Source organism: Neobacillus sp. Soil_C_43 (assembly GCF_057656715.1).
The window spans coordinates 229,872-248,288 of sequence record NZ_JBDGJV010000002.1; the positions used below are offsets into that span (position 1 = coordinate 229,872).

An 18,417-nucleotide genomic window follows, 5' to 3' on the forward strand; every position below is an offset into this window, starting at 1 on the left:
ACCTATAACCATCCTGCTATTTTTCGATTAAGTGCTTTGTTTAAGTTATTAATAAAGTTTCATTAAATAACCAATTCATTTGATTCCTTGTAATAACACAATCTACACTTAGAATACATCTCTAAATCAAGTCATTATACAATTAAGAAACTCCGTGTTAATACTCCAATCAATAAAAATCACAAAACGCAAGTGGATTTGAACAAAGGGATTCTTATGTTCATTGTTAAACTTCCGCAAGGTAGCAGCAATGAAAAGGGGAACTCCTTTTTCATTCATTCAGTTTTTAAACATTAGTTCTATCACAAAGATCACGTCTTAAATTGTTTGTCCATAATAGTAGGAGCTTAGGGTTATCAATAATGGACAGAAAAAAACACATTTTAAGAGCTCAGATCAATCATAAGTTTCCCTATGTTTTGTTATTTGTTATAGTAGTATTATTAAAAACTTGCACACAAACGAACAATTTAGGAACATGTGTTCTTTTTTTGTGGCGTAAAATAAAAAAATGCGATAATATAGATATATACATTTAATAGATGCACGATCTAATTGGGGTAAAATAATTCTATTTATCATAAATGATTGAGAAAACATGAACTTTCGTATTGAATGCCTTAATAAATTATATAAGCAATCATCTAAATCCCTTAATGAGATTATTATTAATATGAAAAAATTTATATGAATAACAACTTTTTAAATAGATATTATTGCATGGAAAGAAAGAGGGAAAAAAATGAGATACTTAGGAAACAAAACTAAATTACTCAATTTTATTGATAGTATAATGGGGAAACACAATATTAAGGGAGAAATATTGGCGGATTTGTTCGCTGGAACCGGATCAGTAGGGGACTTTTTCAAAGGAAAATATCGGATCATTTCAAATGATTATATGTACTTTTCAAAAATATTGAATAAAGCTAAACTCTTAAACAATACTTCCCCTGTTTTTGAGAGTTTTATAGAAAAATTTGAGGTTTCACCGTTTGAATGGTTGAATTCAAAGTGTTATGAACCTCAGGATAATTACTTTATTTATCAAAACTATACTCCAGTTGGTGGAAGAATGTATCTGACCGAAGCTAATGCCATAAAGATAGATGGGATGCGATTAGATATTGAAGAGTTTTATAAAATGGGAATTATTAATGAAAAGGAATATGCGTTTCTATTAGCTTCTTTAATTGAGAGTGTTCCGAAGGTCTCGAATACATCTGGAACTTATCAGGCTTTTTTCAAATTCTGGGAGTCTAGAGCATTAAAAAAATTTGTTTTAGAACCCTTGGAAATGAATGAGTCACTAAGTGTGGATAAAAATAACATGGCTTACAATGAAAATACTAATAAACTAGTAAGAGAAATTTCTGGGGATATTGCTTATATTGATCCACCATACACGACTACCCAATATACAAATTCATATCATTTATTAGAAACTGTTGCAAGATATGATTATCCTGAAATTTTTGGGAAGACAGGAAGACGTGTAAAAAGAGAGTTCTCGGGTTATTCGAATAAGCAAAAGGCATTATATGAATTTGAAGATTTATTTCGACAAATTAATTTTGATCATATATTAGTGAGTTATAGTAATCAATCTATTGTCCCGTTAGAAGAATTGATAGGTTTAGCTAAGTTATTTGCGGTAAACAATGAAGTGTTTGTGGAAACAAATGAATACCGTGAATATTCAACTAATAATTCTAGTTACAAAGGCAACGGTGAAAAACTAAAAGAAGTTATTATATATTTTAAAAAGAATCATGCAATTAAAAAATCACCACTTAATTATTCTGGAAGTAAAGATGTCTTACTTCCGATCATATTTAAGCAACTTCCAAAGCATGTTGGAACTTTCGTTGATGCGATGGGTGGTGCTTTTAATGTTGGGGCAAATGTTTTTGCTACAAATAAAGTAGTCTATAATGAATATAATCCTTATGTATATGGAATAGTAGAAATGCTCGTTACCAAGGACAATAATGAGTTAATAAGAGAGGTTTCCGAAGTAGTAAATAGGTTTGGTATGAAAAAGAAGGCAAAAGATGCATACAATGCTTTAAGAAATCATTATAATAATGAAGACAATTCCCCTTTAAATCTATTTACAATACAAATATATGCATTTCAAAATATGATTCGATTCAATAGTTCCCAAAAAATGAATACACCAGTTGGGAACAATGAGTTTAATGATGGAACTAAAGAACGTATTGAGAAGTTCAAAATTAATTCCCCTAAGTTTGAATTACTACATGGAAAATATGAAGAACTGGTAATAGAAGAATTCCCAAAGGATACAGTATTTTATTTTGATCCCCCTTATTTTATTACAAATGCCGAATATAATGATGGTAAACGAGGACTTGATGGATGGGATGCTGACAAGGAATCTGCATTACTAAATTTTTTATCATCTATAGATCAGAAGGGTTACAAGTTTATGCTCTCTAACGTAATAGAACATAGGGAAAAAAAGCATCACTTATTAATTGAATGGACTCAGACACATGAATTTAATGTGGTTGAAATCGGTAAAACAGGAATAAAGTATCCTCGAACAGAAGTATTAATTACAAATTATAATATTTTTGAAAAATATTAGGCCACCTTGAGTGGTCTTTTTTTATGGCAATTTATGTTAGATTCGTGATAGATTATAATATGTAATGTATGGAGGTGAAATTGAAATGGGGCGTATATTGTTATTGGAGAGAACTGGTTTTCCAGAAAAGTTCCGAAAGGTAGAAGTACAACCACCAGGTAGTCTGACGAAGCAAGACTATCTTGAGCAACAAGTTCTTGAATCGATTAATACCTATAATCCTAAGTTAAACCTAACGAAAGTAGAGTACGCAAATTTAAATACTCAGTTTCCGCAAGTGCAAGTTAGTAAGTTTACAGGACTTATTGTTGAAGATATAGAAATTCAAGATACTGAACGAGGGCGGTTTTCCCAGTTAGGTTATTTTATATGGAATAAAAGTAATCAATGGTTTGCACGGAAAATTGTAATGTATGTCTTTTTAACAAATCCTAAAGAAGAGAGTAGAAACATTTTAGTTGCACAATCAATTTTTCCAGCATTGATCGACTACATGAGCCAATTTATTGCTTCACCAAGTTACACAATTGCAAATCATCCAATTTATTTTATTAATATTATTAATAAAAGGATTACGGCAGCAAGTGTCTTAAAACCATTGGCTGGAATTATTGCAGCAGGAGTAAATTATATTGAGGTATTTCCACCAACGATTGATGTAAAAACTGTACCAACTAGTGTAGAAAGCTTTGTAAGAAAATATGAATCAAACTGTAATGGATATAGTTCTACGTTTGTGTCTAATTATTATGAGGTAGATTTTGCTTCAAAAAAATTGAAGTTAAAAACGACTAACTTGGTAACCGGTGATTATTTAGAAAGAAGTGGCCCTAATTTGCAATTCAAGGGAAGTTCTGAAAAGTTTTATTGGATGGGAGTTTTACCCATTTTCTTAATATCATGTCAGGATGGTTACGATATTGATTATTCAGAAATAGAGAATTTTTATAATTCAAACATAGGTAATTTCTCTGCCAGTAATGAAAAGTTTCAACGTTTTTCAGTGCTTTTAAAATTTATGAAAAAATTAACTTTTAGTTGAGGTGATAAATATGTATGAACAAATTATTTACTTTGGTGCACCTGGTACAGGAAAAAGTCACCTTGTAAAAGAAAAGCTGCAAGGCGTAAATAAGGATAAAGTTTTTCGAGTGACTATTCATCCAGAGTTTACATATTCTGATTTTGTTGGACAATTATTGCCTGAAGAAAATCCAAAGACGAAATCAGTGGAGTTCCCATTTAAAGAAGGCCCTTTTACTAGGGCTCTAGTTGAAGCCTTCAGTGATAATAGTCAGGAAGTATATTTAATATTAGAGGAATTGTCTCGTGGGAATGTTGCTGCTATTTTTGGTGATATTTTTCAACTTTTAGATAGAAATGATAAATTTGAAAGTAAATATCCAATCCGTAATAAAAATATTGCTGATAAAATCGTACACTTACTTACTGATGAGGTTTATCTTCCGTCGAATTTTAATATCATTGGTACAGTTAATGTAAATGATCAAAATGTTTTCCCAATGGATACAGCATTCAAAAGACGTTTTAATTGGGAATATGTATCAAGTCGTCCTGCTGTAGATGTTCATGGGAATACTCTAAAAAAATTAAATAACCCTAAAATATCAGTGGCCATTGATACAAATCACTCCAATAATCTCACTACTACTTGGCAATCATTTTATTCAGCATTAAATATTTTTATTACTGATAAAGAAAAGGGGTTAGGGAAGAGTGAGGATAAGCAACTTGGACAATTTTTTGTTAATTTTGATGATACACTAACAGCTAATTCTCATTCGGGAGTTTCTGCGACAGCACAGGATGCGGAAAGTAAAATTAACAATCTAATAAAAAACAAGTTGCTGCTTTATTTATGGCAAGACGTTCAGGGGAGTTCTTCATTTAATACGTCTATAAAACTTTTCTCAAAAGAAATAAGAAGTTTTGATGACTTATATTCAAAATATGGAAAAGATAAAGTGTTTAGTGATAATTTCATTGAAGCCTTCTTGAAGCCAAATCTTAGTAAATATCCCTACTAATTGAAAGTGGTGGTTATATGATAATTGACTATGCTAAAGATGGCCAAGAATTTGATAAAGAAAAGCTAATTAGGGAAGGTTTTAATCTTAATGAGGAGAGAGACCTTCGAAGAAAATATGCGGGAGAAAAAACAGATGAATACATCTATGTTCTAGATTTTGTAGGTTTTCTTATAAACCGTAATAATGATGTGTTTTCAGTATTCCCTAAAAATTATCGGGTAGAGAATCTAAACTTAGATTCTGTGCAGTTATTTAAACTAATTGCAAGACACAGTCAAAAAAGACCAGATCTTTATTTTGGAAATGAATATGGTAAAAATTTAAAGACAAACTATCCATTCGCTGCTTTTTTTGGCATTTACGACTATTTTGCTAAATATGGATTGTATATTGAAGATAAAATATACATAAAGCCTAATATTGGTGGGAAAGTCAATTGGAAGGAAACAGTCCGTCTTTCAAATAAGTTTATTTCAAATGGAAAACTGAGCTTCAATCCCATTTACAATGAAAAAAAGTATTATTTTTCAGCGTTCTTAACGGAATGTATGATTTTTGCCATTGATTATACTATAGATAAATTTAGATTATTTATCGATTTAGAGAAAACTGGCAGGGCATTACCTAATTTTAATTTTCTAAGTGAAAAGGAACTAGTTTTGGAAAAACTTTTTTCGTTTCGCCAACAGACCTTCAATGATAGTCTGATTGAATTGATTGATCATCTTATCAATTTCTTTAAGGAGTTGAATGAAGGTGGTTATTATTATTTTAAACATTATTCATTTTCTTCAATTTGGGAAGACATGGTAATGAGTTATTTGAAGGCAAATTATAAAGAAATTAAGGATAACAATATTGTTTTTGATGAAAATAATCCCAAACACATTGAATTTACTAAAGTTTCATTTCGCCCAAATCTAGCTAATAAAGACCACTATGTTACGCCAGATTACTATTATGGTGAAGGAGATACTCAATTAATATTTGATGCAAAGTATTATACGAGTGTTAAAGGAATGGACTACAAACAAATAGCATACTACATATTTTTATATGAGTATCGTGAAATTGAAAATGAAGGAACTGGAAATGAAAAAATAACTGATAAACCTAAGTTTTCAAAAACGTTTTCTGCATTGCTTCTTCCATCGGAAAGTAGAAGTAGTAAAATTCATTTTCAAATGGACCCAAGATTCAATAAGTCTAATCAAGGTTTAGTGATTTCCGAAGAATACTTAGATATTCGAGAGGTCATAAATTTTTATTTGTAAGTGTCAAATAGCGCCCAGTTATCAAGGGGCGCTATTCATATGTTTTTTGTGACTAATTTATTTCAGAAATGGGCACCTGATCGGGAGTCCTTATGCCCTAGGATTAACGCATGTACCGATTTATCGTCCTTAATGTCATTAAGCTGTAGTTGATTTAGTACATAAGTAAGAAACTGAAATGAATCTATAAAGCGATAGTAGTCGGGTGAAGAGAAGATAGATCATCTTATGACTATGCTGAAAAAATATGACACCACTTTACTATCTATTAAACTGTATACCACATCTAACTCAAAACGGTGAATGAGGTTAAAATTTTATTATTTTAATCAATTCATTAGGTATAATATTATTATATTTATTTTCAAAGGGGTAGAGTAGAATGCCTTTATATAACAAACTAGTTAGAGACCGCATACCAGAAGTCATTGAAAACACAGGAAAACAGTTTTCCACAAGAATATTAAATAGTGAAGAATACATAAAAGAACTAAAAAACAAGAGCTTTGAAGAACTTGAAGAGTATGTAAATGCTGAAAATGATCAAGATGCTATTGAAGAATTAGCTGATCTATTAGAAATTATCCATGCACTGGCTGAATGCCATGGAGCATCAATTGAAAAGGTTGAAGAAGTGCGACAAAAGAAAGCTGAGAAGCGTGGTGGCTTTAAGGAAAAAATCTTTTTAATTGAGGTTGAAGATGAGTAAGGTTCAGCTAATAACAAGTAATCTAGGTAGCCAACTAATTGAGAAGCTTGAATGTGTTGACACTGTTTGTGTTTTATCTTCCTTTGTTATGAAGTCAGGTGTGAGCTATTTAAAGGATGCTTTAAAGAGGTCTGCACAAAGTGGTGCAGATATTAAGATATGTACGGGGGATTATCTCTATATAACACAACCAGAGGCTTTGGAAGAGTTGCTAGCGATTGATGAGAGGATATGTGTTCGTATATGGAAAAGTAACGGTGTATCCTTTCATCCAAAGGCCTACCTTTTTCAATCAAACGAACATGATACTCTGTTTATTGGATCATCTAATCTTTCACGATCCGCATTGAATCATGGTGTGGAGTGGAACCTTTCAGTTCGTGATGAGAAAGATGTCTTTGATGAAGCACTAACAGAGTTTTTAAATGTTTTTTATTCTGATCGTACAGTCCCATTAAATAAGGAAACTCTAGCAGAATATAGAACTGCTTATGATGAATACCATCGTAAATATCCCAATCTATCTGGAAAGTGGTCAGAGCTTGAGGAATTAGATTTAATGCTACCTTCAAAAGAGGAAAAGAAGCCCCAGGTTGTCTTAGAAGATCCAGTTGTATATGAAAGTGCAATTCAGCCTAGATTTGCTCAGATTGAAGCACTTGAGGAATTAAATAGAACACTGGAAGAAGAGTACAATAAAGCGCTGGTGGTCATGGCAACTGGACTGGGAAAAACATATTTAGCAGGATTCTTTGCGCAAAACTTTAAGAAAATTCTTTTTGTGGCCCATCGTGAAGAGATCCTTTATCAAGCTAGAGATTCCTTTAAAAGGATTATGCCGGAAAAACAATATGGCATTTACAATGGGAAAATCAAAGAGAGTCAAGCTGATGCAGTATTTGCATCCATATATACCTTAAGTATAAAAAAACATCTTGAGCAATTTCAACGGGATGAATTTGATCTGATCATCGTTGATGAATTCCATCATGCAGCTGCCGATTCCTATAAGCGTGCCCTTGAATATTTCCAACCACGATTTTTGTTAGGAATAACTGCTACACCTGATAGAAATGACAATAGAGATGTTTACGCCATTTGCGATGGAAACGTGGCCTTCCGATTAGATTTTTTAGAAGCGATTAACCGGAGATGGTTAGCACCTTTTAAGTATTTGGGAGTATATGATGATACAGATTATAGTCAAATTACCTGGCTGGGAAATCGATATGATGAAGAGGAGTTACTTCTAGCACAATTAAGAGAGGAATTGGCTTTTAAGGTACTCCGTGCCTGGGAAGAGAATAAGCAGACAAAAACCTTAGGCTTTTGTTCTTCCATTAGACAAGCAGACTTGTTATCAAATTTTTTCAATAAACAGGGGTACAACACTGTAAGTCTCCATTCACAACAAACGGGATTAATCAGGGAAAATGCAATTTCTCAACTTTCAAAAGGAGAAATTGATATTATCTTTACAGTCGATCTCTTTAATGAGGGTGTAGATATTCCATCAGTAGATACGCTCTTATTCGTTAGACCGACGGAATCATTGACCGTTTTTACACAACAAATTGGTCGTGGCCTTCGATTACATCCTGGCAAGGAAGCATGTGTAATCATAGATTTAATCGGAAACTATCGAAATGCCGATATTAAACTAAGTTTATTCGACACCCAACCAGGTGAAGGGAAAACTAGGAACATCCAACCTACTTTACCGGAATTCTGTGAGATCAAATTAGATGTAAATGTTATTGATCTCCTACAAGAAATGTCCAGAAAGAGGCAGCCAAGAAGAGAAAAGCTGTTGAATGACTACTTAGAATTAAAAAAGGAGTTAGGAAAAAGGCCAACTTATTTGGAATTACATTTACAAGGTCGATCTGATTCTCCTCAATATCGGCAAGAGTTTCAGTCATATTTTGGTTTTTTAAAATGGGCAGAAGAGCTAACCGCTCGTGAAATCGAAGTATTTGACCGTTACGAAAATTGGTTTATCGAAGTGGAAAGAACGGGAATGGCGAAAAGCTATAAAATGGTGGTCTTACTAGCGATGCTGGCCCGTGGACAATCGGGTTGGTACAATACTATAACATCAAAACAAGCTGCACCTTTCTTCCATCAATACCTTATGGAAAAAGAACACCGGAAAAGAATTGACTTCTCGGATAAAGGCGCCCAAAAATTATGGATCTATGATGAAAAAGGTGTCAGCAAATTAATCGCAACCATGCCAATGACAAAATGGAGCGGTAGTTCAAAAGGATTAATATCTTATGAAAATGATATCTTTACACTGAACTTTGTTGTGGCTAAGGAAGATGAAGAAATCCTTTTCAATTGGACCAAAGAAATTTGTGAGTACCGGTTGCATTATCATTTTGAGAGGAAAGCGAAAAATCCCCAGATGCATTAATATCTGGGGTATATTTTATGCTCCTAAATGACAATTGAAGAGTAAAACTTCTCTTTTATAGGGATTACTTATAGCTCATAATTTTTTGCAAATTCCTTAAAAGAAATTCTTTGCCTGTATCATTAAACACTACTTGTTCATATTGTCTGTCATTATAGTATCTAACAGCAGTGACAATACCGTATCCTTCAGATTTGTCATTTGTAACTGTTCTAGTTTTTCCTTCTTCAGTTTTCCCCTCACTTAATATCCCTAATTTTTTTAGTTGCTTATTTATCATCGCTCAATTAATTCTAGAAAAAATAAAGATCTAATTATTCTCGGGTCATTAAGAAAATCCTCAGCTTTAATTGGCATACTATCCACAGGATTCATCCCATTAGCCATTTTATGTAATAGATTTCTTGATTCAACCAATTTTTCATAATCTTTTGTCATAAAATTAGATGCCTCCACTAATATTAAAATAAATAATTTAACCAATTATATTATTTTTTCTTTAGAACACCTTTTTTGACCAAATTAACTAATATCCCTTTATTTTTAAACCTATTGTAAGCTATTAATTTATTTAAATCCTTTACTGTTAAAGTTACAGGATCCACATCAAGTTGAAATTCCCTCGTTTTTTCAATTAATGCTAGCGCGAAATCAATTTGCTTATGAGATAGTGAATAGTCTTCTTGATCCTTGGTTTGGACTGCTGAGTTTACCTTTTTTTCAACTGCTTGTTCAATGGTTGCAGCATGCTCGCGTAATCTTGCTTCTACTAATGCTTCGACTTCCTCTTGACTGATCGACTTAGCCTCAGACTCAGAAAGCTTTTGATTGTTATTGAATAATTTATCAAGGATTCCTTTTAACAATTTATGACACTTCACTTTCATCACATTTTCAATCTTTACCTATGTATGAAAAGATTTCCTTTTATTCTATTATTCAAACAAATACATAAAAAGACAATATTTTTGGTAGAATTTGTTGAATAATTGCCTAATTATTGTAATTTTTTAGGTTCATGTTCCTATTTGTAGTATAATGGAGAAAAATGCAAATTTTGGAGCGGTTGTTATGGCGGTTACGATTCCAGAGACGATTCGTTCATCGGCTACAGCTGGAGAACGGTTATTTTTTCGGACATTGAAAAACTTTTTACCCGATGATTATATCGTCTACTACGAACCTGAGATTCAAGGGAGGCGACCTGATTTTGTCATTCTTGGTCCAGACCTTGGTATGGTCGTTTTAGAGGTTAAGGATTATACGAAAAATACACTTTTTCAAGTAAACCATGATGAGTGGCATATTGTGAATACCGCGGGTGAACAAACGGTGGTAAAGAGCCCGATGAAACAAGCGAGAGACTACATGTTTCATGTGGTAGATGTGTTGAAAAAGGATAAAAGTCTTGTTCAATTAGAGGGGAAATACAAGTTTCAATTAAAGTTCCCTTATGGACACGGTGTGGTGTTTACGAGGATGACTTCGCAGGACTTTGTTAAAAATGATCTTTACACCGTAATCGAACCTCATCTTTGTTTAACCAGGGATGAAATGGATCCAGAAAAGGATGGCTTTTCCGAAGAAGTATTAATGGAAAAGATTTCAAATATGTTCGTGGTTCCCTTTCGTTTAAGAGAGCCGCTTACCATGGATGATATAAACGCCATTCGGTATCATTTATTCCCTGAGGTTCGGATCAGTGCTGAGTACAAAGCACCAGTCCCATACCAGGACCAGCTGTTGTTATCACTCCATGATATTAAAACGATGGATCTTCATCAGGAGAACCTGGCCAAACAGATAGGGGATAAAAACCGGTTGATTCGAGGAGTGGCTGGAAGCGGAAAGACGATTATTTTAGCAAGCAGGGCGAAAATGTTGCTGAAACAAAACCCTAATTGGAAGATTCTCATCCTTTGTTATAATATTTCACTTGCCAATGCGATCCAGCAAATGATCTTTCATATGTTAAATGAACCTGAGGATTTATTTGATTATGACCCAGAGACCAAAGTGGTACAGAATCAAAATATTATTGTACGGAATTTTCATTCTTGGTTGAAGAATGATTTAAAAATAAAAGAGCAGCAGCTTCCAGAAATAATGGAGAAAATTGAAAAGGGTGAAACGATTCTTCCAACTTATGATGCAGTAATGATCGACGAGGGGCAGGATTTCGAAGGGGATTGGCTGAAGCTGGTTAGTTTGCTGATTAATGTGGATACCCAATCGCTTTTACTTGTGGAGGACCGGGCTCAGACGATTTATAGGCGGAAGAGATCTTATCTACAAGACACAGGTTTGAGCTTTCAAGGTAGGTCCAAGGTGTTATCGATTAACTAACGGAACACGCAACAAATCGTAAAGTTTGCTTGGGATTTTTACCGAAAACACTCGGTGTTTAAGAATAAGGTTGCAAGCAGGGAGCTAGACGGGGAAATTATTGCCCCCCAAAGCACGAAAAGAAAAGGACCTGAACCAGGTATTATTAAAGCGGCGAGTTTATTTGATGAAATAAGATTAGTGGCCAGACAAATGAAGAAGCTGCACGAAGAGAGAAAAGTGCCTTTTGATGAAATGTTAATTCTTTATCGTGTGAAGCGAACTCACAAATATCCAGTTGTCGATTTAATTAAACGTTCGTTAAATGACTCAGGAATTCCGTTTTACTGGATCACAGAAAATGATGTTTCGAAGCGTTCTTTCAAGAAAGAAGACGGGAAGGTCAAAATCAGCACGATTGATAGCAGCAAAGGTCTGGATTTCCAAGCAGTGTTTATCGTCAATGTGGATTCCATGCCGTTTCCATTAGAGGAGGATAAAGAGAGGGAAGTTTCCTTGCTTTACATAGGTATGACGAGGGCAAAACAGTATCTTTGTTTGTCTTATTCAGGGGAATCGGAGTTTACCAACTATTTGGATTCGAAATTACTGGAGCGGAAACAAATTAAAAATGATATAGAAAGAGTCAATTAAGAAAAAAGAGGCGGGAGGACGTCTCTTTTTTTGAATAGGAGGAGAGAAAGACAAGTGGATTTACTTAGTACCATCTGAGCCTTCAATTGCTAAGAATATTATCAAAGGATCAACGTTTGGATTTTTCTTCTACTTTTGTTTATGTTAAAAAAATGCCGGTGATTTTGTTATGCAGTAAGTTGTGTCAGGCCCTTTATGAAGGTGCCTGGCATTTTTTATTCCACTCTATCTTGTTAACTACACTATTATCTGCGGTTAATTAAACTCATATTTAATTAATAGCTTACATTTAGAAATTTTAGAAAATTTTGATTTTGTAAACTGTTTTACATTCAATTGGGTGGATAAACCTTATAATGAGTTAAAAGTTGGATAGTAAAAAGGTGATAAATTTGAATTTGATTAAGAACTGGTTGGATGTGAAAAGTGAAGCGGCTGAGTATCTTCGTCAGATTATTCGAATCAATACTAGTAATCCCCTTAAAAATGAAATGGACGCAATTCAGTATCTTGTTGAAGTGGCTGAACAGAATGGATTGTATACATACGTCCATAAAACAGATGAAAATCGGGGAAATATAGTCATTTCATTAAACCCGGATTATAGTAATCCGATTGTTTTATTGTCCCATTTAGATGTTGTACCAGCAAATGAGGAAGATTGGGAGGTGCCTCCATTTAGTGGGGAAATTATCAATGACGTTTTATGGGGAAGGGGAACCATTGATACAAAACAATTAACCATCACTCATCTAATGGTATTGATATTATTGAAACGTAACAACGTCCCACTTAACAGGGATATTATTATGATTGCGACCTCAGATGAGGAAAACGGGAGTCAGTTTGGGTTGCTTCCTTTTTTAGAAAAACACCCTACTTTGTTTAATAATAGCATCGTATTTAACGAAGGCGGAGGGTTCCCGTTATTGATTGAGAATCAAGTTTATTATTTATGTGAACTTGGGCAAAAGGGATTGGCCAAAGTCAGAATAACAGCAAAGAACGATTCCTCATCAAATCCATATCTTCCTAACAATAATGGAATGCAGGTAATCCTTGACGTGATCAATGCTTTCCAAGAACCAAATATCTACGAAAAGATTCCTCCAGCTACCTTAGCCTTATTTACTACAATTGCATCATCTCAGGATTGGCATTTTTCTGAACATGAATTGGAGCTGTTTTTAAATAAAATACCACCTAACCACCTTTCTTTATTTAAAGCCATGTCAAAAACCACTTTTTCCATTACAAAATGGAATGGCGGAAAGAAGCATCCGGAATTAGTGAACCAATATGAAATTTATTTGGATAGCAGACCAGTTCCGGCTGTCAATAAAGAAGAATATGAGAAAGTGCTTGAGGCCATTCTAGGTGATTTACCCGTACAGTATGAGATTTTATCCTTTTCACAAGGCTATGAGTCCGAGATTAATCATGATCATCTGGCGCTCTTTGAGCAGGAGCTTCAAACGGAGGTTCCTAATGCCAAGGTGGTTCCATTTTTATCGATTGGCGGAAGTGATTCAAGGCACTTAACGGGATATAATTCTCAAATTTATGGTTATTGCCCAATGCTGCCCGATATGAGCTTTGATAGAGTCATTAAAATGGTGCATGGGGTAAACGAAAGAATACCGTTGGAGTCATTGAGATTCGGAATTCAAAATATGTATAACATCCTTGTACAAATGGAAGGAGTGTAAAGAGAATGATATCTGCTGCGAATTCAATCACATCTGAAAAATTGGAACAGGCCACAAGACTGCTAAACGAAAAGGGATTGGATACATGGCTCATCTTAACGAGGGAAGGCACGGATCCCGCCCTGCCCTTAATAGTAGGAATTCGATCTGTCCATAAAGCAGCCATTTTCATTCGAAGTAATGGGGAGCATATTGCCCTTACCTCTGTTAGTGATAAAGGAAGTTATGAATCCACAAACCTATTTACAAAAGTGCTTGTCTATGAAGCTGGTATGGAGGAGGCATTCCTTACACTCTTTGAGGAAGTCCAGCCGCAAAAGCTTGCCTTAAACATTTCAGAGAGTGACCATCTTTGCGATGGGTTAACACAAGGATTATATGTATGGCTAGAAAATGTAATTGGAAAAGAGCGTCTTGCTGGGTTGGAGGTTTCAAGTGAGTCGGTTTTGAAGAAGCTACGCAGTGTGAAAACAGCAGGAGAGCTTCAAAATATTAAGAAGGCCATTGCGTACACAACAGATATTTTTGATGAAGTATTTAAGAATATTACATGCGGAATGACAGAATTGGAAATCGGCCAATTATTTGTTGATGAGATGGGGAAAAGAGGAGTGACAAACGGTTTAGGTCATCCTAACGATCCCCCTCTTGTATGCATTGTTAGAAAAGGGCTGGCACATCGGAAACCTGCGGACCATCAGACTGAGCCTGGCGATATTGTCATAATCGACTTCAGCCTAAAGTATAGCCACTATGTATCAGACATTGCCCGTACCTGCTATTTTTTAAAACCGAGTGAAAAGGAAGCCCCTGTGGAAATCCAGCATGCTTTCGATACCGCGATTGATGCGATTACGGCTTCAATAGAGGCTTTAGTTCCTGGAAAGGGTGGATTTGAGGTGGATGCCGTTGGAAGACAGGTAATTGAAGATGGCGGTTATCCAACCATTCGCCATTCAGTCGGTCACCAGATTGGCCGTGCCACACATGATGGAGGAACCATATTAGGACCCAAACGTGTACCGCCAAGACCCGAAGTTGAAGGGATTATTGAAGTTGGGGAAATCTATGCTATTGAACCAACTGTCATCCAAGATAACGGTCTTCCATGTATCTTAGTGGAAGAAAATGTTCTTGTCACTGAAAATGGACCAGCTGTTTTGAGCAAAAGACAAACTGAACTTGTACTGATTTCTGCGGAAGGTAAATAAAGATGAGTTTGAAAAATGATGCACTGTATTATTTTAAGAACATGCTCAAAATCAATACAACAAATGAGCTTGCTACCGAATATTTACTAGCCAATCATCTAAAAGAAATCCTAGACAACAATAATATCGACTCCCAAATAGTTTACAGTAACAAAGGCAGGACATCTATTATTTCTAAATTAGCCGGAGAGAATAAACAATTTCAACCTGTTATTCTTCTTTCACATTTAGATGTTGTGGCGGCGAAGGAAGAAGAGTGGACGTTTCCCCCTTTTTCAGGAGACATCTATGAAAATAAAATTTGGGGGCGGGGAACGCTTGATACAAAACAACTTACTGCGATGCATCTAATGGCTTTCCTGCATCTAAAAAGATTGAATCTACCATTGAAGCGAGATGTCTATTTTATAGCTACTGCGGATGAGGAAAATGGAAGCCAGGAAGGAATGGAGTTCATTTCCAGACAGTTTCCAGCCATTTTTAGAAACAGTATTGTTTTAAGTGAAGGCGGGGGATTTACGGTCAAAAGTGAAAACGGAGAAACCCTTATGTTATTTGCCTCCGGTGAAAAGGGGACAGCAAGGGTATCCATCACAGCGGCAGGGGACGGGGGGCATGCTGGCTGTCCGCCAGAAAACCAAGCCATAGGAAAGCTTGCCAAGAAACTTGACTCCCTAATGAAAATTAGTTTTCCTGCAGGAGATTACCCGGTTCTTCAAAGGTTTCGTGATGAAATGGAAGAGATGATGTATCAAGAAAATGAACAGGGACAATTGGTGAAAAGACTCTATGAATATATGAAGGAAACAACCGTTACGCCTGAACTCATTCGTATTGGTGATCAGTTAAATGTGATTCCTTATAAGGCTGAAGTCATTCTTGAGTTCAGAACACTGCCTAATCAAACAAGAGAACAGTTTGAATTATTTATGAAAGGATGGACTGCGCCACCTAATGTACATTACCAATTATTGTCCTTTCAGCAGGGATATGAAAGCGAACCTGATGGTGAGATTATTTCTTGGTTTAAGACTCTATCAGAACGATTGGGTTTCAACATGAGATGGGTACCTTTTACAGCCTTAGGTAAAACGGACGGAAGATTTCTAGGGGAAATGGCCAGCGAAATATACGGGCTTTCACCTACCCTGACATTATTTACAGAGGTGCTCAATAGGGTGCATAACAAGGATGAACATATCGAACTGGAATCCTTTGAATATGGTGTACAACTGATGAAGGATGTTTTAGAGGAATTTTGCATAAGCAAGGGAGGCGGAGAGAATGTATCAGATACAAAAGGAAAAGTTGAATCAGACTATTGATAGCTTAAGAGAATTAGAGATTGATATGTGGCTCATTCTTACATCAGAGGGCAGTGATCCTTGTATCCCCCTTATTACAGGGGTAGGAACAGTTGGGCCCGGTGTGTTCATATTTACAAAAGAAGGAAGAAAACTGGCATTATGCAGTAGTATCGATGCTCAAGATTTAGAGGAGTCGGAGCTTTTTGATGAAGTATGTAAGCATACTGGAAGTCTTGAAACTCTATTAGTTGAAACAGTAAGAAAGTTAAACCCAAGGAATATTGCTTTAAATATTTCGGTTGAGGAGCATTTGGCTGATGGTTTAACCGCAGGCCGTTACCGTTGGTTAAAAAATACTCTTAAAGGGGTATTTAATGGGGAATTTGTATCTTCAGAACCATTTCTAACCCTAATTAGAAGTATTAAATCTAAAACTGAGATTGAAAGAATTGAAAAAGCAGTGAAGGTAACTGAAAGAATCTATAAGAGAGTATTTACAAAAATGAAGGCAGGAATGACAGAACGCGAATTGGGAACTTTATTCATTGCAGAAATGGAGAGGGAAAATGTTGTGAATGGGGTGGATCGTTCTCTTTCCTTGCCTATCGTTTTAAAGGAAAATATCGCCCATAGAGGGCCGGGCGAGGCTGTCATTCATGAAGGCGATCTTGTTATCTTCGACTTTAGTGTTGAGGTGGATGGATATGTTTCGGATATTGCCAGAACTGTTTACTTTTTAAAAGAAAGTGAAATCGAAGCCCCTGAACCTATCAAGGCTGCCTTTTCAGCTGTTCATGAAGCCATAACAAGGGCTGCTCTTATGATGAAACCTGGTGTAAAGGGGTACGAAGTAGACGGGGCAGCTCGAAATTACTATGTGTCTCTAGGCTACCCGGAAATTACTCATGCAACAGGCCACCAAATTGGGAGAGATGTACATGATGGGGGAATCCTTTTAGGCCCTAGATGGAAACGATATGGAAACGCGCCGTATGGGGAATTAAAAGAAGGTATGGTTTTCACCATTGAACCTACACTTTTTTTGGAGAATGGTATTCATTTTATTGTAGAGGAAAATGTTGTTGTTACTTCTAATGGAATTAGGTATTTATCCGAGCGCCAAGATGAATTGATTCTTATTTCCAATAACAAGAAAGTGGGGGAGGAGATTCTTGAAAAAATACCTGATTAAAAGATTACTTCAATCGATACCCATTCTAATTGGAATTTCTATCATGACTTTTGCCATTATGCAGCTAGCACCGGGAAATCCAATGCAAACCATGATTGATCCGAAAATATCGGCAGAGGAAATAGAAAGAGCTCAGGAAAACCTTGGGTTAAATGATTCGCTTCCAGTTCAGTATTTCAACTGGATTACGCAAATTTTACAAGGAAATCTTGGATATACGATTAAGACTGGTCAGCCAGTTGGTCAGTTAATACTGGAACGCCTCCCAGCTACATTGTTGTTGACAGGAACTGCATTTATTATTGCGTTTGTTTTTGGGGTTCCTTTAGGGGTATACTCCGCAACTAAGCGGAATAAATTGCCTGATTATGTACTGACTGTTATGTCTTTTATAGGTATCTCTATTCCATCATTCTTTTTTGGTTTAGGCATGATTTTTATCTTTGCCTTAAAGCTAGGATGGTTGCCAACTTCTGGGATGGTTACGATAGGGGCAGATTATACTGGGTTTGCCCTCTTTATGGATTATTTTAATCACGTTATTATGCCAGCTCTTGTCTTGGCATTACCGACAGTGGCAGTTGTTATGCGTTTTACACGTTCCAGTATGTTGGAAGTTCTGAATCAGGAATTTATCCGAACAGCAGACTCCAAAGGGTTAAGCAAATCAAAAGTATATCTCAAGCATGCATTAAGAAACGCTTTAATTCCAGTGATCACCATATTTGGACTATCCATTCCCTTTTTGTTTGGAGGGGCATATATCACAGAACACATTTTTAACTGGCCAGGAATGGGTAGCTTAGGAATTCAATCTATTGTTGCAAGGGAATACCCCGTTATTATGGCCCTCAATCTGTTTACATCCATTTTAGTTATGGCCGGTAACTTACTGGCAGATGTCATGTATGCATGGGCAGATCCACGGATTAGGTATTAAAAAAGTGGGGAA

14 protein-coding genes and 1 pseudogene are annotated in these 18,417 nt (G+C 35.5%); 12 read left to right on the forward strand and 3 right to left on the reverse strand.

Translation table 11 applies throughout. The annotated features are described in order from the left end of the window. Positions 1-742 precede the first annotated feature (742 nt). The 6 genes from AC3A54_RS05810 to AC3A54_RS05835 all read left to right on the forward strand — a co-directional run bounded on the left by AC3A54_RS05810 (position 743) and on the right by AC3A54_RS05835 (position 9,067). Positions 743-2,614 (forward strand): DNA adenine methylase, encoded by a 1,872-nt coding sequence (locus AC3A54_RS05810; RefSeq protein ID WP_487653704.1) that lies wholly within the window; start codon positions 743-745, stop codon positions 2,612-2,614. 85 nt (positions 2,615-2,699) lie between these two features. Further along, positions 2,700-3,656 carry a hypothetical protein gene (locus tag AC3A54_RS05815; RefSeq protein ID WP_487653705.1) on the forward strand — a complete coding sequence of 319 codons (957 nt, stop codon included), beginning with the start codon at positions 2,700-2,702 and terminating at the stop codon, positions 3,654-3,656. A gap of 10 nt (positions 3,657-3,666) precedes the next feature. Continuing rightward, positions 3,667-4,662 carry an AAA family ATPase gene (locus AC3A54_RS05820; RefSeq protein ID WP_487653706.1) on the forward strand — a complete coding sequence of 332 codons (996 nt, stop codon included), beginning with the start codon at positions 3,667-3,669 and terminating at the stop codon, positions 4,660-4,662. Between the two features lie 17 nt (positions 4,663-4,679). After that, the gene (locus tag AC3A54_RS05825) at positions 4,680-5,939 is read left to right on the forward strand and encodes a hypothetical protein (RefSeq protein ID WP_487653707.1); all 1,260 of its coding nucleotides are present in this window, start codon (positions 4,680-4,682) and stop codon (positions 5,937-5,939) included. A gap of 382 nt (positions 5,940-6,321) precedes the next feature. Continuing rightward, positions 6,322-6,648 carry a nucleoside triphosphate pyrophosphohydrolase gene (locus AC3A54_RS05830; protein WP_487653708.1) on the forward strand — a complete coding sequence of 109 codons (327 nt, stop codon included), beginning with the start codon at positions 6,322-6,324 and terminating at the stop codon, positions 6,646-6,648. After that, complete coding sequence (locus tag AC3A54_RS05835; RefSeq protein WP_487653709.1) at positions 6,641-9,067, forward strand: DEAD/DEAH box helicase family protein; 2,427 nt, start codon at positions 6,641-6,643, stop codon at positions 9,065-9,067. Before AC3A54_RS05830 ends, AC3A54_RS05835 begins: the two co-directional genes overlap by 8 nt. A gap of 64 nt (positions 9,068-9,131) precedes the next feature. Here the strand turns inward: AC3A54_RS05835 and AC3A54_RS05840 are convergent, their stop codons facing one another. The 3 genes from AC3A54_RS05840 to AC3A54_RS05850 are packed head-to-tail and all read right to left on the reverse strand — an operon-like array spanning position 9,132 to position 9,954. Next, entirely contained in the window at positions 9,132-9,347 is a 216-nt protein-coding gene (locus AC3A54_RS05840) for a hypothetical protein (protein WP_487653710.1), read from the reverse strand. After that, entirely contained in the window at positions 9,344-9,505 is a 162-nt protein-coding gene (locus tag AC3A54_RS05845) for a hypothetical protein (protein ID WP_487653711.1), read from the reverse strand. The genes AC3A54_RS05840 and AC3A54_RS05845 overlap by 4 nt, the downstream gene beginning before the upstream one ends. A 50-nt stretch (positions 9,506-9,555) precedes the next feature. Then, positions 9,556-9,954 carry an ABC transporter ATP-binding protein gene (locus tag AC3A54_RS05850; RefSeq protein WP_487653712.1) on the reverse strand — a complete coding sequence of 133 codons (399 nt, stop codon included), beginning with the start codon at positions 9,952-9,954 and terminating at the stop codon, positions 9,556-9,558. A gap of 184 nt (positions 9,955-10,138) precedes the next feature. On the opposite strand from AC3A54_RS05850, the pseudogene AC3A54_RS05855 reads away from it, so the two are divergent. From AC3A54_RS05855 to AC3A54_RS05880, 6 genes and pseudogenes are all read left to right on the forward strand, one after another. Continuing rightward, a pseudogene (locus AC3A54_RS05855) lies at positions 10,139-12,046 on the forward strand (3'-5' exonuclease). Positions 12,047-12,438: 392 nt separating this feature from the next. Beyond that, positions 12,439-13,755 (forward strand): M20/M25/M40 family metallo-hydrolase, encoded by a 1,317-nt coding sequence (locus tag AC3A54_RS05860; protein WP_487653713.1) that lies wholly within the window; start codon positions 12,439-12,441, stop codon positions 13,753-13,755. 5 nt (positions 13,756-13,760) lie between these two features. Continuing rightward, positions 13,761-14,966, forward strand: a complete 1,206-nt coding sequence (locus AC3A54_RS05865) for a M24 family metallopeptidase (RefSeq protein WP_487653714.1) — start codon at positions 13,761-13,763, stop codon at positions 14,964-14,966. Positions 14,967-14,968: 2 nt separating this feature from the next. Beyond that, positions 14,969-16,291, forward strand: coding sequence for a M20/M25/M40 family metallo-hydrolase (locus tag AC3A54_RS05870; RefSeq protein WP_487653715.1), 1,323 nt, complete (start codon positions 14,969-14,971; stop codon positions 16,289-16,291). Then, the gene (locus AC3A54_RS05875) at positions 16,251-17,465 is read left to right on the forward strand and encodes a M24 family metallopeptidase (RefSeq protein ID WP_487653716.1); all 1,215 of its coding nucleotides are present in this window, start codon (positions 16,251-16,253) and stop codon (positions 17,463-17,465) included. The genes AC3A54_RS05870 and AC3A54_RS05875 overlap by 41 nt, the downstream gene beginning before the upstream one ends. Further along, a complete protein-coding gene (locus tag AC3A54_RS05880; protein ID WP_487653717.1) occupies positions 17,446-18,405 on the forward strand; it encodes an ABC transporter permease in 960 nt (319 codons plus the stop codon). The genes AC3A54_RS05875 and AC3A54_RS05880 overlap by 20 nt, the downstream gene beginning before the upstream one ends. Positions 18,406-18,417 lie beyond the last annotated feature (12 nt).